Below are 20899 nucleotides of genomic sequence, written 5' to 3'. Positions count from 1 at the left end.
TGAACTTATATCTGTATGCGCCCGGTTTATATATATGGCGCTTACTACCACTTTAGGTGGAACAAGCCGAATTATTGGTTATCTGGCCAACCAGCCGCCGTCCACGTTCAGAATATGGCCGTTCAGATAGTCGGAAGCAGCAGAGGCCAGGAACACAGCAGGGCCCTTCACATCTTCGGCAGTTCCCCAGCGTCCGGCTGGTATACGGTCAAGGATGGAGTCGGAACGGCTCTGATCGGCACGGATCGGCGCGGTATTCTCCGTAGCCATGTATCCCGGGGCAATAGCATTGATGTTCAGGCCGGAACCTGCCCATTCATTCGCGAAGGCTTTGGTCAGACCGGCTACGGCATGTTTACTTGCAGTGTAGCCTGGTACGTTGATGCCGCCCTGGTAAGAGAGCATGGAGCAGATGTTGATGATTTTGCCGTTGCCTCTTGCGAGGAAGTGGCGGCCTGCGATCTGGGACAGCAGGAATACGGTATTCTGGTTGAGATTGATGACGTCGAACCAGTCTTTTTCGCTGTGGTCCTTGGCTGGAGTCCGGCGGATCATGCCCGCGCAGTTCACCAGAATATCTACTTTGCCAGTGAAGGCAACGGCTTCATCGAACATGGCCTGAAGCCCGGAATGTTCGCTCAGGTCAGTGGCGATGCTAAGCGCTTTGACGCCAAAAGCTTCAGCGGCTGCTACGGTCTCATCACTTGCATTAAGCGAGACGCAAACGACATCAGCGCCAGCCTCTGCAAAGGCGATGGCAATGCCTTGTCCAAGACCCTGGGCCGCACCTGTTACGATTGCTGTTTTACCTGCCAAGCTGAATAAAGATGACATATAATTATTCTCTCCTTTGAGCTGCTTTGTAATTAGCCGCACTCGATGGTGACGCCGGCCTGGCGGAACAGCTCTGCGGTCTCCCGGGCAAGCCCGCTGTCCGTCAGCAGCACGTCCACTTCCTGCAGGGAAGCGAAGGTACGGAGTGCAGTCTGTCCGAATTTGTGATGATCGCAGGCGGCGAACACCTGACGGGCGGTGGATACCAGCGCCTGTTTGAAATCAATTAAATCTCCGGTATAGATGGAGAGTCCATGCTCGATATGAACGGCTGTGGCCGAGAGAAAAGCTTTTTGAATATTAAGCTTCTGCACATAGGAGACAGCTTCGGGACCGGCCAGCATATTGCGGACACGGTAACCGCCGGGAACGACCAGACGTATGTTGTCTTTGGGAACCAGCTCGCTGATGATATATACATCATTGGTAATCACCGTAAGGGGCATATTGTCCAGCCGCCGGGCAATCTCAAGCGTGGTGCTGCCGCCGTCCAGTGCAATGATGTCATCCGGAGCGATATGTGCCAGCGCGCGGAGTGCAATCTCCGTTTTCTCCTCGGAATATTTATCCAGCGGGTTACGCATTGGCAGAATTCCGAACTGATCGCTCTGTGCCAGCACAGCACCGCCGTGTACACGCATGATCAGCCCTTGCTCCTCCAGCTTGCTTAAGTCCTCGCGGATCGTTTTGCCGGTGACCTGGAGCTTGTCGCTCAGTTCGTTCACTGTTACATCCTTCTGGTTCAGCATAACTTCCATAATCATCTCGTGCCGCCGTATCGGGTTCATCCGCCTGCCTCATCTTTCCGTAGTTGATTTGATACTATTGTAATTCCTTCATACCTACGGGGTCCATATCATCGTAACGCTTATTATCACCGGCCATGCTCCAGATGAAAGTATAGTTATGAGTGCCCACACCACTGTGAATAGACCAGCTTGGGGAGATCACTGCCTGTTCATTATGCATAACGATGTGGCGGGTTTCTGTAGGTTCGCCCATCAGATGGAACACAATCGAGTCATCCGGCAGATCGAAATAGAAGTAGGCTTCCATCCGGCGCGGGTGAGTATGGGATGGCATCGTATTCCACATGCTGCCCGGCTTAAGCTGGGTCATTCCCATCACTAGCTGCGCGCTCTGCACTCCGTTCGTGTGGATGAAGCGGTGAATCGTACGCTCATTGGAATTCTCAAGGCCGCCCATGGCACCGGATTCGGATTCAGCCAGCGTGGTCTTCGTAGTCGGGTAGGATTGATGCGCCGGAGCGGAATTCAGGTAGAACTTCGCCGGTTTGGCGCTGTCCGCGCTTTTGAAAATAACATCCTGTGCACCTTGGCCCACATACAGGCATTCCTTGAAATCAACTTCATATTCAGTCCCGTCAACAACAACCGAACCCTTGCCGCCGACATTGATGATACCCAGCTCGCGGCGTTCCAGGAAATAAGTTACTCCAAGCTCTTTGAGGTCTGTAGTCAGGACCACATCCCCGTTCACCGGATTCGCACCGCCGACGATCATGCGGTCTTCATGGGTGAGCACAAGCTTCAGCTCATCTGGAGCAAAAATAACCGGAATGTGGAACTCCTTGCGCAGGCGCTCAGTGTCAAACTGCTTAACTTCATTCGGATGTGATGCAAAACGTCTTTCCATCGAATATTCAGTCTCCTTAGAAAACATATTTTCGTTCGTATAGGTACAATTTAATCCATTTACGTTCATTTAGCAAGGGATAATCTTTTTTAGTACGTTTATTTTAGTTTATTTATAGGCCAGAGAGATTGCCATATGAACAGAAAGCGTGCAGAATAGAGCTGGAAAGCAAGGGATGTGCTGGGGATTCAGCATATAGATATATCACTACGGAGGGTGAGAGACATGGCAGACAGGCTTCAGAATGAGACTTCTTCTACAATACGCCAGCGGCAGATTGTGTATTCAATCGCTGTGGAGGCGCAGCGCCGTCCGCTGCTGGATAGCGGACTCTGGTTCCAGGATGATGTGCGGAACAACTTCTATTATGCTTCTTATTTATTTGCCGCTGCGGCGGATCATACTATGGAGCTGCCGTTCGGCCGGGAGGACGCCAAGCGCAAGGCGGAGGCTGTACTGCTGGAGACGGTTCAGCTGCAGAACCGCCAGCCGGGGACGAAGCTGTATGGACACTGGCCGCTGGGTCTAAGCCCGGTTCCCCGGGAAGCTGCACTGCATGAGCTGCCGGTTGAGATCATGGGCAGTCTGATGGTCTGGTTCTGCAAGCAATATTCCGCACAGTTCAGTGCAGGACTGCGTGTGGCGTTCCATACGGCCATCGGGCATATCTACCGCAGCGGATTCTTCCGCAAGCCGGTGCTGACCTTCGGCCATCATGAAGCGAAATATACGGCAGCCAAGCTGATCTTCGGCAAGCTGTTTGAGGATCATGAGCTGCGGGAAGACGGACGGCACAGCCTGGAGATAACACTGGCGCATATCCGTGCGAAGGGAATGCCGGAATACGGCAGCCTGCCGTGGTTCTGGCACTGGGTGCAGGCGTTCACCTGCGCCTGGGAGCTTGAAGAGGACAGCAGCCTGAAGGCAACACTTGGGGAAATGCTGGACTTCCTCTGGACCGAACGGAGCCAGTGGTACCTGAAGGGCGCCTGGGCAGGTGCCCATTCCCGGGGGTGGCCGCATGATGTTCCGGCAGATGGCAACGTGCTGCATGATTATGTACAGTTCGGGGATTTCGAGCTGCCGGGCGGCGAGATGCCGCGTACCGAATATGCCGGTTTCCTCTTCTACGAGGCACCGGAGCAGGCCTTGTCTGCCGCGCTGAACCGCAAGAGCGCCGTAGAGGTGTTCAAGCAAACCGAAAAAGTGGTTGCCGGAAATCAGGAAGTGCAGCCACAGCTCCATTCCTATGCTTATATCACCCGGGATTATGCGGCAGGCGGAATGTGGGAGCGGGTAGAGGAATTTGACAATGAGCAGCTGCGCTGGGCATTCTCGCTCCCGGTCGGCGCAGCGGAAGGCGTGAACCGGCTATACTTCTTCCATCCGGGGCAAGGATATCAGCCTGGAGATCCCCGGCACCAGAGCCCGTATATGGAGGTGCTGTATCATAAGAACACCATCCTGTCCCTGTTCCCGGTTCCCGGGGGAGAGGATACAGCGGTTGTAGGCGTGCTGCCCTTAGGCGAATGGATCAGACAACCCCGGGCGTTGTTCGGTTATGCAGGTAATGTATATTTTGCCGTCTATTTATCGCATGAATATAAGCTGCTGGAACGGCAGACTTACCTGGAAGTGACCAGCGCAGATATGCCTGGCGGAGTCGTTGTTGAGGCGCTCAGTCTGGACCAGGCCGCCGGGCTGGGAATAAGCGGATTAGAGGAATTTGCTGCGGCTGCGGTCCATCGGGTACCTGTTTTTGCAGCGGGAGAGGTGCTGTCTGCGGAGTATACCTCATGGACCGGCAGTACGCTTTTACAGCTCAGCACCGATGGAAGTACGCCGGCTCAGGCACTGATAAATGGCACAATGGTATCGTTCGGGCATTATACATTCAACATCTGATTGGAACAATCTCAAATTTAAGCTACAATGTAAAGAGCCCGGGGGTTAAGTGATGCTGCCGGGTTCTTTGCGCTATCCAGAGAGGCTGGAGCCTTACGGCGCATTGTGCAGCGACAAAGTTCATATCTTTATGGCTGCGAGGTAAGAATAGAAGGACTACTATGCAGCAGGCAATCTGCTAAAGACATGGGGGGAGCAGTAATGACGGAGATGGAATATCGTCTGGAGAAGGATTTTTTGGGCAGCAAACAGGTGGAGAAACACGCCTACTACGGGATACAAACGCTTCGCGCGGTAGAGAATTTCCCGATTACCGGCTACCGGGTGCATGATGAGCTGATCAAGGCCATGGGCATCGTCAAAAAATCGGCAGCGCTCGCCAATATGGAAATCGGACGGCTCTACAAAGGTCTGGGTGACGTAATTGTGACGGCGGCGGATGAGGTGATTGCCGGACAGTGGAATGACCAGTTCATCGTGGACCCGATTCAAGGCGGCGCAGGCACTTCGCTGAATATGAATGCCAACGAAGTGATTGCGAACCGCGCGCTGGAGCTGCTGGGCCGCGACAAAGGTGATTATCTGCAGCTCAGTCCGAACACGCATGTCAATATGGCGCAGTCGACGAACGATGCTTTTCCGACGGCGATCCATATCGCCACGCTCTCTCTGCTGGAGAAGCTGCTGGTGACTATGCGGAATATGCACGGTATGTTTTTGCAGAAAGCCGCTGAATTTGATCCTGTGATCAAAATGGGCCGGACCCATCTTCAGGATGCGGTGCCGATCCGTCTGGGTCAGGAATTCGAGGCGTACAGCCGCGTGCTGGAGCGTGATATTCAGCGGATCGAGCATACCCGGTATCATCTCTATCAGGTGAACATGGGGGCGACAGCGGTCGGTACCGGACTGAATGCGGATCCGCGTTATATCGAGCGGGTGGTGGAGGTGCTTGCCGAGATTAGCGGACTGCCGCTGGTGAGTGCTGAGCATCTGGTGGACGCAACGCAGAATACGGATGCCTACACCGAGGTGTCGGCAGCGCTGAAGGTCTGCATGATGAATATGTCCAAAATCGCCAACGATCTGCGGCTGATGGCCTCCGGCCCGCGCTCCGGCTTCAATGAGATTACGCTTCCGGCCCGCCAGCCCGGTTCTTCCATCATGCCCGGCAAGGTGAATCCGGTTATGGCTGAGGTGATCAATCAGGTCGCTTTTCAGGTCATCGGCAATGACCATACGATCTGCCTGGCTTCCCAGGCCGGTCAATTGGAGCTGAATGTAATGGAGCCGGTGCTGGTGTTCAACCTGATCCAGTCGATCAGCATCATGAATAATTCCTTCAAGGTCTTCACGGATTATTGTCTGGCCGGCATCGTGGCCAATCAGGAGAAGCTGCAGCGTGAGGTGGAGCAGAGTGTCGGCATTATTACCGCCGTGAACCCGCATCTGGGATATGAGGTGGTGTCGCGGATTGCCAGAGAAGCGATTCTGACCGGTGAATCCGTGCGGGCGTTGTGCCTGAAGTACAATGTCCTCAGCGAGGAAGAGCTGAATCTGATCCTGGACCCGTATGAAATGACCCATCCCGGCATAGCGGGGGCAGCGCTTTTGAACAACTAATGGTATAATATACGGGAGCATTTACACCCGGAAGTATCATAAATTTGTAATGGCTTACTGGAGGCAAAGTGTGGCGAAGGCAAAAGTGGCAAAACGTCCAACCCGCGACGAATTCGTGCTTGAAGAGCTGGGCAATCAGCTGGTTGAGGCGAAACAGGAGGATTCCGAGATTCTGCTGACGGTCTGGGGGAAGGAAGAAGAGGTGCGCGGAGTGATTGTAGAGATGGACTCACGGACCGGCAAGGTACACCTCAAAACGAACGAAGAGATTGTGAAGGTTCCATTCATGGATATTATGCAGGTGAATTATCCCCGCGACTAGCCGCTGACGGCAGGTCATGCCGGGGAGTGAAGAGCTTCGGTGCGCCGGAGATTTGCTTGGAGGTAGCAGGATATGCAAGTGAACAAGACCAATGCCATGCGCATGCTTGATGCCCTTAAGGCCGGATATGTCATTCATACCTATGATCATGAGGACGGTCAGATTCACGGAAGTGCTGTTGCTGAGAGAGTCGGCCTTCCGGCTGAGGTTGTTTTTAAGACGCTGGTCTCGCATAGCGGGCCGCAGCCCTATGTCTTTGTCATTCCGGTGGCGGAAGAGCTTGATCTGAAGAAGGCGGCCAAAGCCGCCGGAGCGAAGAAGATCGAGATGCTCCCGCTGAAGGAGCTGCTGAAGTGGACAGGTTATGTGCGCGGGGGCTGTTCGCCCGTTGGCATGAAGAAGCTGTATCCTACATTCATTCACAGCAGCGCGGAGGAATTACAGACCATTGCTGTCAGCGCAGGCCGGATCGGCGTACAAATGGAGCTTGAGCCTAAGCTGCTGGCAGGCGTGGTGTCTGCTGTGTTTACGGATCTGATCAAAGAGCAGTAATCGAGCAAAAAGCCGGGACCTGGTGTGAAGGGTTCCGGCTTTTTGTCGTTATGATAGGGTAAGGTTACATAAATTCTCCGTGGTGGGCAGCTATAAATTGGAGTTCACGCTCATAGTGTGCCAGGTGGCCTTCGTTAACCATTGTTATAAAAGCAGGGTTGCCGTCCTTGGCACCCTTCTTCAGCGTATCGCACATGGCTGTCAAACGCTCGGTTACCCAGCTGTGCAGATCGCCCGGAGCAGGCATACCTTAAGCTTCAAAAAACAAATGAATCCTCCGGCGGCGGTCTGCCGCATGGCATTCTGACCGGTAGGGGGCCGTAGACCCTGAAGCATAATCAGGTGCGAAGCTGGCGAGTGGAACTGAAGTGTATAGGGAGTAGGCAATGTCCCACATTCGCGGTCCGGGTCCGGCCATATCGAAATCAATCAGCGCCACTGGAGCGTTATTCAGAAAAACCACATTGTACAAGGCAGCGTCATTATGACAGATGACTTCATATGCTCCGGTACCGGTATAGGTGAGCTGCCACTTTGCATGTGTACTTGGCATAAATCCCTCAGTGGCATCATGATAGCGGCGTAACAAACGTGCTACACCTGACAATGTCTCATCGGACCACATATAGGGCTGAAGTTCAGGATAATCGTTGCCCGGAACCTCTCCGCCGATATAGGTCAGTATCTCGCGCCCGGAGTCATCAATTCCGAGAAACCGCGGCGCTCCCCCGAAATTCCGTTGCTCCAAATGTTGCAGCAATTCATGAATTGCAGAACTCCAGTACCCTGTAGGGCGGCGCACGGTGTCTGCCTTGCGGATAATACTATTCACATTCCCGCCGGTTAGGATTTCTTCATCTTCTGGTTTCACAGTTAGGGGTCCCTCACTTTCTTAAGAGTTATAGTACTGAACTCATGATCCAATGTAGCCATTGATGTATTCAGTTCCATGTGAAGATACTGGGATAGTTGTAGAACGTACACTTAAAAACCGCCAAGAGGCAGACTTTTCTAGTATAACTGTAGTCTGTACAACTAAATCTGCCCAAAGAGGCCAGAATCAGGCGCACCTAGCTCTTTAAGTGTACGATATACAACTAAACGGGTAATTGCTTCTACATCAGATGGTTTAGTTGTACAAACTGCAATTAAGGCTATCGCAACTCCTATCACCGGTTCACGGCTAACCCTAAGTAAGTTATAGCCCAACGTGGTTTTACTATTTTTAAATCTGACGATCTACTGGCAAATTTGCCGCTAATCTGCTATGGCAGCAGCTTCGCGGCTATTAACCCCAGATACTCCTTCAGCGCCAGCCCGGTAGTGGAGACGGCCCCGGCGGACGGAGTGAACTTGTTGAAGTAGATGGACATGGGGCGGCTGGCCTGGTAATCCACGGGGAAAGGCTGCGGGGTTAGCCCGGCGTTCTTGAACTGCACCATGCTGCGCGGCATATGGAAGCCGGAGGTGACCAGCACCGGACGGCTGAAGCCATGCTCCTGCATGAGCTTAGCGGTGTTGACCGCATTCTGCTCCGTGTTGAGCGAGCGGTTCTCCGGCAGAATATCTTCCGCCGGGATGCCAAGGCCAATGAGCTGCCGCCGGGCGATATCCGCTTCGTTCCCGCTGTCGGCGAATACCTGTCCGCCGGAGAAAATAACCGGCAGCCCCGTCTGCCGGTACAGCCGGGCGGCAGCGATCAGCCGGTTCGCTGCCGGGCCGGACATATTGCCTTGTCCGTCCAGATCCGGGGTGCCGGAGGTGGCCCCGCCGCCCAGGATGACAATAACATCCCCCTCCACAGCGGTGGGCTGTGCGTACTTGCGCTCCAGGCTGCCGATCAGAGTGTCGCTGACCAGAGAGGTCATCGACAGGTAGAGCAGGAGAGTAACCCCCAGCAGCACGAGCGCGGGACGGCGGCTGCTTCTCCACAGCCAGACCACCATTCCCAGCAGCAGCAGGACGAAGATTCCGGGAGGCAGAACGAAGCTGTATACGAATTTAATGAGATAGATCAAGCGTTCACCAACTTTTCCGAGGATAATATCAGATATTGTACCACGAGTCCGGCGGGAGTTCCCAGCTTCATAATTGTCTTAAAAAACTGCGCTTTCCTCTTAAAAATCTTCATCCGGCTGCCGGGGGTATCATGATACAGTATAATTGGATGAATCTCTCGAGCGATGAATTACAGACTGAAACAGCTGCTATCCTGTAATAATATATATGACAACCATGCGGAGGTGCAGCAATGAACAGAACGATACGGGTGCTGCTTGCGGATGACGAGCCGGTTATTCTGCGCGGGCTGAAGAAGCTCATAGCCTGGGAGAGCCTCGGGCTTAATATAGTAGGGGAAGCATGTGACGGGATAGAGCTGAAGGCGATGATCGAGAGCTGCCATCCCGATCTGATTATCAGTGACATCAGCATGCCGGGGTATTCCGGTATTGATATTATCCGTGAAATTCATCATTCCGGGCGTCCGATCAAGGTGGTCTTTATCAGCGCCTATCAGGAATTCAGTTATGCCCGGCAAGCGGTACAATATGGGGCGCTGGATTATCTGGTCAAGCCGGTGAATACAGGACAGCTGGAGCAGGTAGTGATACGAGCAGCTACGGTGATCCGCCAGGAATCCGAGGAAGAGCGCAACAAGGAAATGCTCAAATCCTATGAGCGGAAGAACCTGTCTGTTACGGTGGAGGAGCAGCTGGAGCAGCTGACCGACGGCAATAAGGCTGCGGCAGCTACGCTTGCCCGGATGGGCAACACGGCGATTACCCGCTATGCCAGCGTATGTGTCATCGAGACGGATGAATACGGCGGCCAGCCTTCACGCTGGGAGGAACGGGAACGCAAGCTGGTGGAGTTCGCTTTGCTGAACATCATCAAGGAGACGGTGGACAGCAGGGGCAACGGGTATGTGTTCCGCAAAGGAGAACGTTTCGGGGTGCTGCTCCAGCATGAGCATCTGAATGAACCGCAGCAAGTAATGGAGGATCTGCATCACAAAATCAACAGCTTTCTGAAGCTGCAGGTCTCAATAGGCATCGGCCGCCCGGTCAGCGGTATTGAAGAGGCGGCGGATTCCTACCAGTCTGCATTGAAAGCGCTAAGATTCAGATATTTTGCCGGATTGAACCGGGTGATTCCCTATCCCGCCGAACCAATGGAGGCTGCTGTACCTGTATCTGCACTTGCTGCCATTCAGAGCAATCTACCGGAAGCGCTCAAATCACTCGACAAGGAGCGGCTAATGGTGTTAACCGGTGAGCTGATGGAGACCGTGCGTCTGCTCTCTGGAGATAGCCGGAACCAGGCGGTGTCCTATGTGTACAATGCCGTGATCCAGCTCGAACAGGATATGGCTGACTTCGGTGCGGATGCGGGGCTGTTGAATCAGGGAGAGAAGCCGCTATTGGAAAAGCTGGCGGATGCCCCGACCTTCGGCGTACTGCAGCAGGAATTCGAAGCGGTTCTGTCCAAAATGTCCGAGCAGCTGGGCTGCCGGATCTCCGGCAAGGAGATGCCGCAGCTTGCGCAGGTAAAAACCTATGTGGAGGAGCATTATGCCGAGAATATTACGCTGGAGTCCATAGCCGCCATGGTGTATATGAATCCCTATTATTTCAGCAGCTTCTTCAAGAAGCATACCGGCCAGAACTTCAAGAATTATGTTACTGAAGTGCGGATGGGTCATGCGCAGCGGCTGCTGCTGCAGAGTGATCTGATGGTCTACGAGATTGCCGACCGGGTCGGCTACAACAATGCACGGCATTTCAGCGATATGTTCAAGAAGCAATTCGGCAAGCTGCCGCAGGAATACAAGCAATCGGTCAGGAACTAAGCGGATGGGAGGGGATCATAGAGTGAAAAGACGATGGCCCGTACCGGTCTGGGGACGGGGACCGAAGAGTATTTTCGTAAAGTTTTCTGCATCCTTCCTGCTGGTCGGGCTGATTCCGCTCTTTGCGCTGAGCTTCTTCTCCGTACAGACCTTCTCCGGTTATGTGGAGCGGTATACCACCAGCAATCTGCAGCAAATGGTACTCTATATGAGCTATAATCTGAATTCGGCATTCAATCAGTATAATGAAGTATCCAAATTAATGTATACCGGCCGTTATGAAGGGTTCATTGAGAGCTATTCGCAGAATCAGACACAGAATGTGAATGAGCTGGAGAGAATCAACACCATTCCGATAGAATCCTTCCTGAAGACCGTTCTGTTCAGTGATTCTTATATTTCCAGTGTCCAGTTTATCCGCCAGTCTGACGGTAAGACGTATGTTCAGGAGCGCGGCAACCGGTCGCTGAATATGGAGACGGTTCCGAGTGCGGAGTGGCTGTCCGCCATGGCGGGTGATCCTGCGAAGGTGGCTATCTTCCCTTCCCATCAGGACAGTTATTTCTATGGCTCGGACCGCCGGGTGTTCACGATCGGGCGCAGCCTGATTGATACCTCCGGGCGTGTGACCAAAGAGCCCAAGGTAGTCGGAACGCTGTTCCTCGATATCGACACCTCGTTATTCCAGCAGTTCTTCCGCGAGCTGAGTCTCGGGGAGAAGGATGAGCTGTACCTGCTCGACGGAGAGGGACGGACGTATTTCAGCAACCAGCCTGCCGGGGCGGCGGGGGCTGGAGCTGCTGATCCAACGAACCATGAGAAGATTGTGCTCAGTGAGCCGATCCCTTTTTTGAATGGCCAGGTTATCGCCAAAATCCACCGCGGCAACCTGTTCGAACAGCTGCTGTCGGCGCGGGCAACGGTATATATCGCTATCGGCATCTGTGCCTTTGTGATGATTGTAATGGGGGCCTGGTTCTCCAGACGTCTCGCCGCTCCCATCCGGGAGCTGATCCGGCAGATGGCCGTGGTGGAGTCGGGCAAGCTGGATATCCAGCTCTCGGTGAACAGCAATGATGAGATGGGCAGGCTGGCCCACGGGTTCAACCGGATGGTAGAACGGCTGCAGATCTACATTGATGAGGCCTACGTGGCCCAGATCAAGCAGAAGCAGACCGAGCTGAACGCACTGAAGAGCCAGATCCGTCCCCACTACCTGTACAACACCCTTGAGGTAATCCGGATGAACGCGGTGGATAAGGAAGCAGGCGAGGTGGCGGATATGATTCTGGCGTTATCCAATGAGCTGAAGTATGTTATTGATTACGGGGAAGACCGTGTAAGCCTTGCCAGCGAGCTCGCCCATCTGCAGAATTACTTCTATATCATTTCTGTGCGGTATGAGAACCGCTTCGAGCTGGATCTGGATATTGCCCAAGATGTTAATCTGGACTGGCCCATCCTGAAGCTGTCTCTACAGCCGATGGTGGAGAATGCGGTTCAGCATGGGCTGCGGGGGCAGGGAAAGGGAACCGTCGGCATTACAGTCGAACGGAGAGAGCAGGTGCTGGCGATTACGATATATGACGATGGAGTGGGGATGAGCAGGGAGACGTTGTCCCGCATGAACAAGATTCTGGAAGACCCGGAGGCACCAAGCAAGAATGTCGGCATGAAAAATGTGCATGAGCGCATCCGCTCCAGCTTCGGGGAGGGGTATGGCCTGTCTGTGAACAGCAGAGAGCATATCGGGACCTCCATTACGCTGACATTCCCGGTTATCGAAGAATGAGAAGATCACAGGGGGTACAAATGCGGAGAAGATCAGGTATCACAATAACATTAGTGCCGCTTGCCGCCGCGCTGATCCTGTCCGGCTGTGGAGGTAAAGCCGGATCAACGGAAATCGGAGAGAGCCATGCTGCGGATCAGGCGAGCCGCCCGGATACAGCATCCGGGAGCGGTAAAATAAGCTTTACTATAGGGTATGCCTCCGGTGATCCGGCGACAAAGCAGGCTATCGAGGATACTATTAAGGCCTTCATGCAGGCCAATCCGGATATAATCGTCCAGGATGTCAGTGAGACAAGCTCCTCAGCTTATTTGGATTGGCTGAAGGTTAAGGATGCCGTGGGCGAGTTCCCCGATCTGGTAGAGATGAGGGATACCGAGGCCTTCGCCGATGCGGAAAGAATCGTTCCGCTCCCCGATGAGCTGGCGGAATTGTTCGATCAGCCGCCGCGGATCGGCGGCAAGGTATGGAATGCCCCGCTGTTTGTCTCTGCCCCGCAGGGTATTATTTATAGTAAGAAGGCTTATGCCGAGGCAGGCATTAAGACGCTTCCGGCAACCTACGAGGAGTTTCTGGAGATCCAGGACAGACTGCGGGCAAGCGGGATCACCCCGCTCGTTGTAGGCGGGAAGGATATTTTTCATATGGGGTTCTGGGTTAATAAATTTCTGATTGATGAGGTGTATGCCGCTGATCCCGGCTGGAACGCGAAGCGGACGGCCGGTGAGGTTAGCTTCACTGATGACAATGTAGTCCAGGCCATGACTGATTTCAAACAGCTGTTCAGGAATGATGTGGATACAGGCTGGCTGGGCACAGGGGATAACCAGACGGCGTCCCTTCTGGTGTCCGGCAAGGCAGCCCAGCTGTTCTCCGGCTCCTGGATGTTCTCTCAGATCCAGGAAGCCGATCCGGGCTTCGAATTCGGCTTCTATGCTGTGCCGGACCGTCAAGGGAAGCTGAATGTGGTCGGCCTGCAGTCTCCCTCCGGCTGGTCGCTGTCTGCCCAGGCGGCCAAGGAGCCGCTCAAAAAGCAGGCGATCGAAGACTTCATCCGGTTCTTTTTCTCACCGGAGCCTTATGGCGCATTCCTGAGCCGGATCGATTCGGTTCCTTCGACCAGGCAGGAATTCAGGCGGGAAGCCGGTGAACAGATGCAGGTGGTGCTCGATCTGATGGCCGATCCGGCCGTTACCAAATCCCTGATGATCAACAACTGGTGGGGCGAGAACCTGATTCCGCCGCAGTTCCGTAACTGGTTCTATAAGCTGCTGCAGGAAATGGTGGTTAAGGACGGGGATGTACTGGAATATATGAAGCGGGCCGATACTGAATACGACAGGCAGGTACAGGAATACTGGCGGTGACATTACACGATAGCTGCGCAAGAACGGAGGTCTCCGGGACCTTCGTTTTTTTTGAGTCAGCGTCGAAGCAAACGTGCTCCTTGGCGGGGGATTACGTGCATCTTCTTAAATTTACCGCACATCCCTCTTAAATTAGTTCATTCTAACCCGGAGGGCGGAATGCTATTCTTGGAGCATAAGGAAACGCTTACGGGCGATGATGCGCACATCGGGCCGGCAGTTTCCGGGCTGTATACCCAAGGGGAGGTTACTCAGGATATGAAGAACACCATTACGAAATTATCCGTCATGCTGCTCGCAGCAACCACTGTACTCACCGCATGCGGCGGAAATAACAATAACACGGCCAGCGGCGGCAATACAGCCGCGACTGAAGCTCCGGCAGGGAATGCCCCAGCTACTGATGCTGCGAAGAAGGACGTCAGCTTCACTATCGGCTATGCGTCAGGTGACCCGGCGACCAAGAAAGCCATTGCCGATACCGTTAAGAAATTCATGGAAGCGAATCCTAACGTCACCATTAAAGACTTGAGCGAGACCTCATCGGCGGCTTATCTGGACTGGCTGAAGACGAAGGATGCGGTTGGAGAATTCCCGGATCTGGTGGAAATGCGCGACACCCAGGTATTCGCAGATGCCGGCAAAATTGTCGAGCTTCCGGCCGATCTGCTGGATCTGTTCGAATCGCCACCGCAGGTGGACGGCAAAGTATGGAACGCTCCCATGCAGGTCAACGCACCGCAAGGGATCATTTACAGCAAAAAAGCTTATGCTGACGCCGGGATCACCGAGCTACCCAAAACCTATGACGAGTTCATTGCCATCCAGGAAAAATTGAAAGCTACAGGTATCTCCCCGCTGGTAGTAGGCGGTAAGGATATCTTCCATATGGGCTTCTGGGTCAATAAATTCCTGATTGACGATGTCTACAGCAAAGACCCGGACTGGAACTCCAAGCGTACGGCCAAGACCGTCAGCTTCGCAGATCCTGATGTAGTTCAGGGCATGACAGATTTCAAAGAGCTGTTCAAGAACTATGTGGACAAAGGCTGGCTGAGCACCGCAGATAATCAGACCGCATCGATTCTGGTATCCGGCAAAGCCGCACAGCTGTATTCCGGCACCTGGATGTTTACCCAGATTGCTGAAGCTGATCCGGGCTTCGAATTTGGCTTCTACGCGATCCCGGACCGCGAAGGTAAAGTGAATGTCATCGGTCTGCCGTCACCGGCCGGCTGGTCGTTATCTGCGGATGCCGCTAAGGATGCCGATAAGACGGCAGCGATCAAGGACTTCATCCGCTTCTTCTTTGCACCGGAGCAATACTCGGTCTATCTGGCTTCGATCAATGCCATTCCTTCCACCAAAGAGAAAGTTACCTATGAGACGAGCGAGCAAATGCAGGTTGCACTGGATCTTATTGCCGATACAGGTGTCACCAAGTCTCTGGCCATCAACAACTGGTGGGGCGATAATCTGATTCCTCCGCAATTCCGCAACTGGTACTATAAGCTGCTTCAGGATATGGTGGTGAACGATGCCGACGTAACCGAATATATGAAGAAGGCCGATGCCGAATATGACAATCAGGTCAAAGCCAATTCACTGTAAATACAAAGCGCAGGAAGGGAATCTCTGCTCCGGCAGGCGGTTCCCTTATCTAGACAAGCGCGTCACAGGGAGGGGAGAGGAATCATGGCTACATCCGTCGTGAATACAGACAAGTCATTGATAGCCGCAGAGAAGCCAGGCAAGAAAAAGAAAAAATGGCAGTCCTATGCGTTGTTGTTCATCCTGCCGTCATTCCTGTTATACACACTGTTTGTCATTGTCCCTACAGCAGGCAGCGTCTACTTAAGCTTCACCTCATGGGACGGGATCAGCAGCGATATCCGGTATATCGGATTCGCCAATTTCGTCGAGATCTTCCAGAGTCCGCGGGTGCAGAACGCCCTGAAGAACACTTTGGTTATGACAATTACGCTAGTACTGCTTGAGAACATTGCCGCAATCGCGATGGCCTTAATGGTCGATAAGGTACGCTGGTTCCGCAATTTATTCAGAAGTATCTTCTATTTCCCGACCCTGCTCAGCGGGATTGTCATGGGCTTTGTCTGGGCAATGATTCTGAATTACAACTTCGGCGTGTTTAACCAGATCCTGACCTCCGTCGGTTTAGGCGACTATATCGTGGACTGGCTGGGCAATCCGAAATACGCTATGCTGTCGATTATTCTGTCAACGGTCTGGAAAGGCGCGGGTTATTATATGATCATCTATCTGGCCGGACTGCAGGGCATTCCGCAGGAGCTTAATGAAGCGGCCAGCATTGACGGCGCAGGGGGCTGGCAGCAATTCCGGCATATTACGTTCCCGCTGCTTGCGGGTTCGATGACGGTGTGCATGGTGCTCTCTATGATCAGTGCGCTGAAGATATTTGACCAGATTGCCGTAATGACCGACGGCGGCCCGGGCTTTGAGACGGAGACATTAACTTATATTATCTACAAAGTAGGCTTCGGGGAGCTCAGACAAGGGTTCGGCACGGCGCTGGCCATGGTCCTGTTCCTGATTATTCTGATCATAACGGTCATCCAGGTTAAATTCCTGCAGAAACGGGAGGTGCAGCTCTAAGATGACGATGCAGACCAAGCGGAGAATCACTGAAATTGTCCTGTTTGTCATTACGCTCCTGGTAGCGGTTGTTTTTTTCTTCCCGATTTTCTTTAATCTGATGTCCGCGTTCAAAAGCAATGCCGAGATTATGCGCGATGCGGTTGCTCTTCCGAAGACACTGTATTTAGACAGCTTCAAGTATCTGCTCACGGAGACGGAGTTTCCGCGCGCGATCCTCAACAGCCTGATTCTGACCGTTGTGGCGATTGTCGCCCAGGTGCTGATTATTCCGATGGCAGGTTATGCGATTGAGCGCAGAAATGCCCGCTGGACGCGGCTGGTCTTCATCTATTTCCTGGCCGGCATGATGATTCCGTTCCAGGCGTATATGATTCCGCTGTTCAAAGAGCTGAGAATACTCGGCCTGTACGGCAGTCTGGCGGGACCGATCATGATCTATGTCGCCGGTGCCGTAGGCTTCGGATGCCTGCTCTATACCAGCTTCGTCAAAGGGATTCCACGGGAAATTGAAGAAGCGGCAGAGATTGACGGGTGCTCCCGCTACGGGATTTTCTGGAGAATCGTATTCCCGCTGCTCGGACCGGTTACGGCAAGTATGGTGGTACTGAACGGTCTGGGGATCTGGAATGACTTCCTGATGCCGATGCTGGTGCTGCCTTCCGGCCAGGCCAAGACGATGGTTGTAGAAATCTACCGGTATATCGGGGAATTCTCCTCGCGCTGGGATATGATTTTTGCCGGGACCGCCATGTCGGTGGTGCCTGTGCTGATCGTATTTATCTTCCTGCAGAAGTATTTCGTTAAGGGAATTGCGTCAGGGGCCACCAAGGGATAAGGGGGGTGTGTCATCTGGGGGCAATAAAAACTCCGCGGGCCATTATATAATGGTTTGCGGAGTTTTTATTTCTCGCTGATACGATTGCCGTCTGTCTTCCCCGGTTCCTCCGTAAGCTGGCGGTAGCCCATGGGAGGCAGGCCGGTCCAGCGCTTGAACTGCTTGCTGAAATGGGAGACATCACGGTAGCCGAGCCTGTAGGCGATACTCTCCACTGACAGGCTGTTATCCAGCAGTAGCAGCTTAGCGTGGCGGATAATCAGGTCAGAGAGATACTGCCTCGGCGGCAGTCCGTAGATTTGCCGGAAGGCGCGGTTACAGTGACTCGGACTGTAGCCGAGCTTTGCGGCGATGTCTTCGATGCTTCCGGCCCGGCTGCCGGTTGCCGCAGCGGTGAATACGGATTCCTGCAGCAGCCCTTCAATGGCATTCGCCAGGGCCAAGGTTTTCTCCGTAACACCCGGCAGGGTGCTCCGGGCAGGAGAGGGCAATGTAGCCAGCACCCAGCTGCTGAGTGCGGTGAACAGCTGCAGCGAAGCATTGAGCGTCACCAGCCGGCTCCGCTGCGTATCGCTGGCATCCGGGAGGATCGTCGAGCTGATAATTGCATCGAGCGAAGAACGGATCGCCTGCAGCTCCGGAGTATCGCCGCTTAGGCTGACGGTGTCCATTGTCATCAGGGAGCGGCGCAGGACCAGATCATCAATGTCGAAATGCAGGCAATAATAGGTCATTTCATCCTCTGAAACCGTACCCAGGCTGGAATGCAGGACACTTGGGCGGATGAACAGAATGTCGCCGCTGTGCTGGATGTAAGACTGCCCGCCTACGGTCATTTGCTGCGAACCCTGCAGGACGATATTGATCTCGAACATCGGATGGGTGTGCGCCGGATATTGCCACTCCTTGTTCACCTTGCGCCAGTGGGCAGCGAATATATGGAAGGCGGCCTGTATATCCGGGGACATACGGCCGTCCATGGAATGCTGTGTTCCGGGATCTAATGCGTTCATACTCAGGCCTCTTTTTCACTAAAAGTTGGCTCTATTATAACATAGGCCGCCGCGTCCGATTGATTTGTCCAAATAATTGGCGGCTTTACGCCTGTTGCATAAGCCGGGCCGGAGCTAACATAGAGCTATGATCCCGGAACTGCCGGGACACAGCCTGGAGGGAGTGCATTTACGTTATGCCGACAAATCAGTTTTTTAATGCCCATCATTCACCGATTGGTTCTTTTTCCAGCTTTACTCTGGGGTTTAAGGGATCGTCCGGCGGTTTTGACCTGGAAGCGGGTAAGCCGCCGAGACAGAATGTATATATTGGCCTGGAACGCAAGGATGGCCGCGGCTTCGATACCTTGCCTTTCCATGAGCAGGGCAGTGACGATGAGAGTAAGCGCTATGACATCGAGAATCCTGATCCGAACCCGGATAAGCCGCAGGTTCTGTATCATTATGCGGACGAAGAGATCACCCGTGATTTCCGGCTGGGTACGGACAGCTGGCAGGCGGGGGATCTGACCTTCCGCATTCTCTCCCCGGTCCGGCCGGTTCCCGACCCGGAGACGGCAACAGAAGCGGAGCTCAAGGAAGTGCTGCTGCCTGCGGTACTGGTCGAGCTTGAAGTCGATAATACTTCAGGCGATTCGGTCCGCCGCGCCTTCTTCGGCTTCCAGGGGAACGATCCGTATAACGCTTTGAGACGCTTCGAGAGCAGCCAGGCAGAGCTGACCGGTGTCGGCCAAGGCCGGTTCCTGGCGATCGCCGCTGAACAGGGAAGCGTGAAATCCGCCATGCACTTCACCATGGAGGATATACTGACTGCGGAGCTGGAGGAGAACTGGACCTTCGGGCTGGGTCAAGTGGGTGCACTTATCATGGATGTGCCTGCGGGTGAACGGAAGGTCTACCGCTTCGCAGTCTGCTTCCACCGGTCCGGCTATGTGACCTCGGGGATGGATGCCAGTTATTACTATAACCGTTATTACAGCAATGTAGAGGCGGTAGCGGAATATGCGCTGTCCCGTTTCGATCAGCTGAAGCAGCAGGCAATACAGGCTAACTCCATGCTGGAAGGAACAGGGCTCAGCGAAGATCAGACCTTCATGCTGGCTCATGCCATCCGCAGTTATTATGGCTCAACCGAGCTGCTGGATTACAAAGCCCGGCCGTTCTGGGTCGTGAACGAAGGCGAATACCGGATGATGAACACCTTCGATCTTACGGTGGACCAGCTATTCTATGAGCTGAAGATGAATCCTTGGACCGTTCGCAATGAGCTGGATATGTTCGTGGACCGGTACAGCTATGTGGATACGGTCCGTTTCCCGGGAGATACCACCGAATATCCGGGCGGGCTCAGCTTCACTCATGATATGGGGGTGGCTAATGCTGTCTCACGTCCAGGGTACTCCTCCTATGAGCTGTACGGCATTGACGGCTGCTTCTCGCATATGACCCATGAGCAGCTGGTGAACTGGATTCTTACTGCGGCGGTCTATCTGGAGCATACGGGTGATCTCAGCTGGATGGAACGCAACCTTACAGTACTGGAGAGCTGCCTGCAGAGTATGCTGAACCGGGATCATCCGGACCCGGCGAAACGTAACGGTGTGATGGCTCTCGACAGCTCGCGGACAATGGGCGGTGCGGAGATTACTACGTACGACAGTCTGGATGTGTCACTGGGCCAGGCACGTAACAATATCTACCTGGCGGGTAAATGCTGGGCAGCGTATTTGGCGATGGAGAAGATCTTCCGCGATAACGGCAATACGGAGCTGTCACAGACTGCCGGCAGACAGGCAGAGCTCTGCGCAGCAACCATTGTGGGCAGTGTTACCGAGGGCGGCTATATCCCGGCTGTAATCGGAGAAGGCAATGACTCGAAGATTATTCCGGCGATTGAAGGCCTCGTGTTCCCTTACTTCACCGGCTGCAAGGAAGCTCTGGAGCGCGGCGGGCGGTTCGGCGAATACATTGCGGCGCTAGACACGCATCTGCAGGCCGTGCTTGTGGAAGGGGTGTGCCTGTTCGAAGACGGCGGCTGGAAAATCTCCTCCACCAGCAACAACAGCTGGCTGAGCAAGATCTATCTGTGCCAGTTCATCGCCAGACAAATTCTGGGTCTGGAGTGGGGGGATAAAGGCCATGCAGCCGATTCGGCACATGTAAGCTGGCTTACGCATCCGCAGCTCTCGGTCTGGAGCTGGAGCGACCAGATTGTCTCGGGTGAGATTACCGGCAGCAAATATTATCCGCGCGGAGTGACGGCGGTCTTGTGGCTGGAGGAGCAGCGGGGGTAAGGATTCGTAGGCCGTATAAGCGAAGGGAAGAATCGAACGCTGCGTAATTAGGGATAAGCATTCGAACGCTGCATAAGTGAGGGAATGTGTTAACATTATAAGTGTTGCATTCTTTACAGGATTTTGAAGCGCAGATGTGGATACGCAGGATTATAGGGTGAGCTTTCATGAAGCATAACTTTAAAAAACAAACAGCGAATCTCCCATGGGGGATTCGCT

At 53.8% G+C, this 20899-nt stretch carries 18 protein-coding genes; 11 read left to right on the top strand and 7 right to left on the bottom strand.

What is annotated here, in order from left to right; all coding sequences use genetic code 11:
• Nucleotides 1–78: 78 nt before the first annotated feature.
• The 3 genes from kduD to kduI are packed head-to-tail and all read right to left on the bottom strand — an operon-like array spanning nucleotide 79 to nucleotide 2490.
• Nucleotides 79–834 carry a 2-dehydro-3-deoxy-D-gluconate 5-dehydrogenase KduD gene (gene kduD / locus KDC22_RS19065; protein WP_173133457.1) on the bottom strand — a complete coding sequence of 252 codons (756 nt, stop codon included), beginning with the start codon at nucleotides 832–834 and terminating at the stop codon, nucleotides 79–81.
• Nucleotides 835–866: 32 nt separating this feature from the next.
• Complete coding sequence (locus tag KDC22_RS19060) at nucleotides 867–1622, bottom strand: DeoR/GlpR family DNA-binding transcription regulator (RefSeq protein WP_173133460.1); 756 nt, start codon at nucleotides 1620–1622, stop codon at nucleotides 867–869.
• A gap of 34 nt (nucleotides 1623–1656) precedes the next feature.
• Entirely contained in the window at nucleotides 1657–2490 is an 834-nt protein-coding gene (kduI, locus tag KDC22_RS19055) for a 5-dehydro-4-deoxy-D-glucuronate isomerase (RefSeq protein ID WP_211720019.1), read from the bottom strand.
• Nucleotides 2491–2715: 225 nt separating this feature from the next.
• Here kduI and KDC22_RS19050 point away from each other — a divergent pair, with 225 nt between their 5' ends.
• From KDC22_RS19050 to ybaK, 4 genes are all read left to right on the top strand, one after another.
• Nucleotides 2716–4395, top strand: coding sequence for a hypothetical protein (locus tag KDC22_RS19050; RefSeq protein WP_211720018.1), 1680 nt, complete (start codon nucleotides 2716–2718; stop codon nucleotides 4393–4395).
• A 201-nt stretch (nucleotides 4396–4596) separates the two neighbouring features.
• On the top strand, nucleotides 4597–6018 hold the full coding sequence (gene aspA, locus KDC22_RS19045) for an aspartate ammonia-lyase (RefSeq protein ID WP_211720017.1): 1422 nt from the start codon (nucleotides 4597–4599) through the stop codon (nucleotides 6016–6018).
• Nucleotides 6019–6067: 49 nt separating this feature from the next.
• The gene (locus KDC22_RS19040) at nucleotides 6068–6340 is read left to right on the top strand and encodes a YolD-like family protein (protein WP_343221774.1); all 273 of its coding nucleotides are present in this window, start codon (nucleotides 6068–6070) and stop codon (nucleotides 6338–6340) included.
• Between the two features lie 72 nt (nucleotides 6341–6412).
• A complete protein-coding gene (ybaK, locus tag KDC22_RS19035) occupies nucleotides 6413–6892 on the top strand; it encodes a Cys-tRNA(Pro) deacylase (RefSeq protein WP_173133488.1) in 480 nt (159 codons plus the stop codon).
• Between the two features lie 64 nt (nucleotides 6893–6956).
• On the opposite strand, the gene KDC22_RS33470 is transcribed toward ybaK, so the two are convergent.
• The 3 genes from KDC22_RS33470 to KDC22_RS19025 all read right to left on the bottom strand — a co-directional run bounded on the left by KDC22_RS33470 (nucleotide 6957) and on the right by KDC22_RS19025 (nucleotide 8910).
• Nucleotides 6957–7139, bottom strand: coding sequence for a hypothetical protein (locus KDC22_RS33470; RefSeq protein WP_246552755.1), 183 nt, complete (start codon nucleotides 7137–7139; stop codon nucleotides 6957–6959).
• A 3-nt stretch (nucleotides 7140–7142) separates the two neighbouring features.
• On the bottom strand, nucleotides 7143–7763 hold the full coding sequence (locus tag KDC22_RS19030) for a phosphotransferase (protein WP_246552753.1): 621 nt from the start codon (nucleotides 7761–7763) through the stop codon (nucleotides 7143–7145).
• Between the two features lie 394 nt (nucleotides 7764–8157).
• Nucleotides 8158–8910: a YdcF family protein gene (locus tag KDC22_RS19025; protein WP_211720015.1), complete on the bottom strand. Its 753-nt coding sequence runs from the start codon at nucleotides 8908–8910 to the stop codon at nucleotides 8158–8160.
• Nucleotides 8911–9143: 233 nt separating this feature from the next.
• Here KDC22_RS19025 and KDC22_RS19020 point away from each other — a divergent pair, with 233 nt between their 5' ends.
• The 6 genes from KDC22_RS19020 to KDC22_RS18995 all read left to right on the top strand — a co-directional run bounded on the left by KDC22_RS19020 (nucleotide 9144) and on the right by KDC22_RS18995 (nucleotide 17373).
• A complete protein-coding gene (locus KDC22_RS19020) occupies nucleotides 9144–10742 on the top strand; it encodes a response regulator (RefSeq protein ID WP_211720014.1) in 1599 nt (532 codons plus the stop codon).
• 22 nt (nucleotides 10743–10764) lie between these two features.
• The gene (locus KDC22_RS19015) at nucleotides 10765–12534 is read left to right on the top strand and encodes a cache domain-containing sensor histidine kinase (RefSeq protein ID WP_173133501.1); all 1770 of its coding nucleotides are present in this window, start codon (nucleotides 10765–10767) and stop codon (nucleotides 12532–12534) included.
• Nucleotides 12535–12554: 20 nt separating this feature from the next.
• On the top strand, nucleotides 12555–13901 hold the full coding sequence (locus KDC22_RS19010; protein ID WP_211720012.1) for an ABC transporter substrate-binding protein: 1347 nt from the start codon (nucleotides 12555–12557) through the stop codon (nucleotides 13899–13901).
• 258 nt (nucleotides 13902–14159) lie between these two features.
• Entirely contained in the window at nucleotides 14160–15512 is a 1353-nt protein-coding gene (locus KDC22_RS19005) for an ABC transporter substrate-binding protein (RefSeq protein ID WP_173133715.1), read from the top strand.
• An 84-nt stretch (nucleotides 15513–15596) separates the two neighbouring features.
• A complete protein-coding gene (locus tag KDC22_RS19000) occupies nucleotides 15597–16535 on the top strand; it encodes a carbohydrate ABC transporter permease (protein ID WP_211720011.1) in 939 nt (312 codons plus the stop codon).
• A gap of 7 nt (nucleotides 16536–16542) precedes the next feature.
• On the top strand, nucleotides 16543–17373 hold the full coding sequence (locus KDC22_RS18995; protein ID WP_425517065.1) for a carbohydrate ABC transporter permease: 831 nt from the start codon (nucleotides 16543–16545) through the stop codon (nucleotides 17371–17373).
• Between the two features lie 65 nt (nucleotides 17374–17438).
• Here the strand turns inward: KDC22_RS18995 and KDC22_RS18990 are convergent, their stop codons facing one another.
• Nucleotides 17439–18386, bottom strand: coding sequence for an AraC family transcriptional regulator (locus KDC22_RS18990; protein ID WP_211720009.1), 948 nt, complete (start codon nucleotides 18384–18386; stop codon nucleotides 17439–17441).
• A 176-nt stretch (nucleotides 18387–18562) separates the two neighbouring features.
• Between KDC22_RS18990 and KDC22_RS18985 the strand changes: the two genes are divergently transcribed.
• Nucleotides 18563–20680: a glycoside hydrolase family 52 protein gene (locus KDC22_RS18985; RefSeq protein WP_211720008.1), complete on the top strand. Its 2118-nt coding sequence runs from the start codon at nucleotides 18563–18565 to the stop codon at nucleotides 20678–20680.
• Nucleotides 20681–20899: the final 219 nt, after the last annotated feature.

Origin of the sequence: Paenibacillus tritici, from assembly GCF_018207515.1 — a bacterium.
Taxonomy (GTDB): Bacteria; Bacillota; Bacilli; order Paenibacillales; family Paenibacillaceae; genus Paenibacillus_AQ; species Paenibacillus_AQ tritici.
This window is presented reverse-complemented; position numbering and strand designations above follow the sequence as displayed.

Coding starts and splice junctions, on each gene's coding strand:
- kduD (WP_173133457.1), bottom strand. CDS start 834: ATGTCATCTTTATTCAGCTTGGCAGGTAAAACAGCAATCGTAACAGGT.
- KDC22_RS19060 (WP_173133460.1), bottom strand. CDS start 1,622: ATGAACCCGATACGGCGGCACGAGATGATTATGGAAGTTATGCTGAAC.
- kduI (WP_211720019.1), bottom strand. CDS start 2,490: ATGGAAAGACGTTTTGCATCACATCCGAATGAAGTTAAGCAGTTTGAC.
- KDC22_RS19050 (WP_211720018.1), top strand. CDS start 2,716: ATGGCAGACAGGCTTCAGAATGAGACTTCTTCTACAATACGCCAGCGG.
- aspA (WP_211720017.1), top strand. CDS start 4,597: ATGACGGAGATGGAATATCGTCTGGAGAAGGATTTTTTGGGCAGCAAA.
- KDC22_RS19040 (WP_343221774.1), top strand. CDS start 6,068: ATGGCTTACTGGAGGCAAAGTGTGGCGAAGGCAAAAGTGGCAAAACGT.
- ybaK (WP_173133488.1), top strand. CDS start 6,413: ATGCAAGTGAACAAGACCAATGCCATGCGCATGCTTGATGCCCTTAAG.
- KDC22_RS33470 (WP_246552755.1), bottom strand. CDS start 7,139: ATGCCTGCTCCGGGCGATCTGCACAGCTGGGTAACCGAGCGTTTGACA.
- KDC22_RS19020 (WP_211720014.1), top strand. CDS start 9,144: ATGAACAGAACGATACGGGTGCTGCTTGCGGATGACGAGCCGGTTATT.
- KDC22_RS19010 (WP_211720012.1), top strand. CDS start 12,555: ATGCGGAGAAGATCAGGTATCACAATAACATTAGTGCCGCTTGCCGCC.
- KDC22_RS19005 (WP_173133715.1), top strand. CDS start 14,160: ATGAAGAACACCATTACGAAATTATCCGTCATGCTGCTCGCAGCAACC.
- KDC22_RS19000 (WP_211720011.1), top strand. CDS start 15,597: ATGGCTACATCCGTCGTGAATACAGACAAGTCATTGATAGCCGCAGAG.
- KDC22_RS18995 (WP_425517065.1), top strand. CDS start 16,543: ATGCAGACCAAGCGGAGAATCACTGAAATTGTCCTGTTTGTCATTACG.
- KDC22_RS18990 (WP_211720009.1), bottom strand. CDS start 18,386: ATGAACGCATTAGATCCCGGAACACAGCATTCCATGGACGGCCGTATG.
- KDC22_RS18985 (WP_211720008.1), top strand. CDS start 18,563: ATGCCGACAAATCAGTTTTTTAATGCCCATCATTCACCGATTGGTTCT.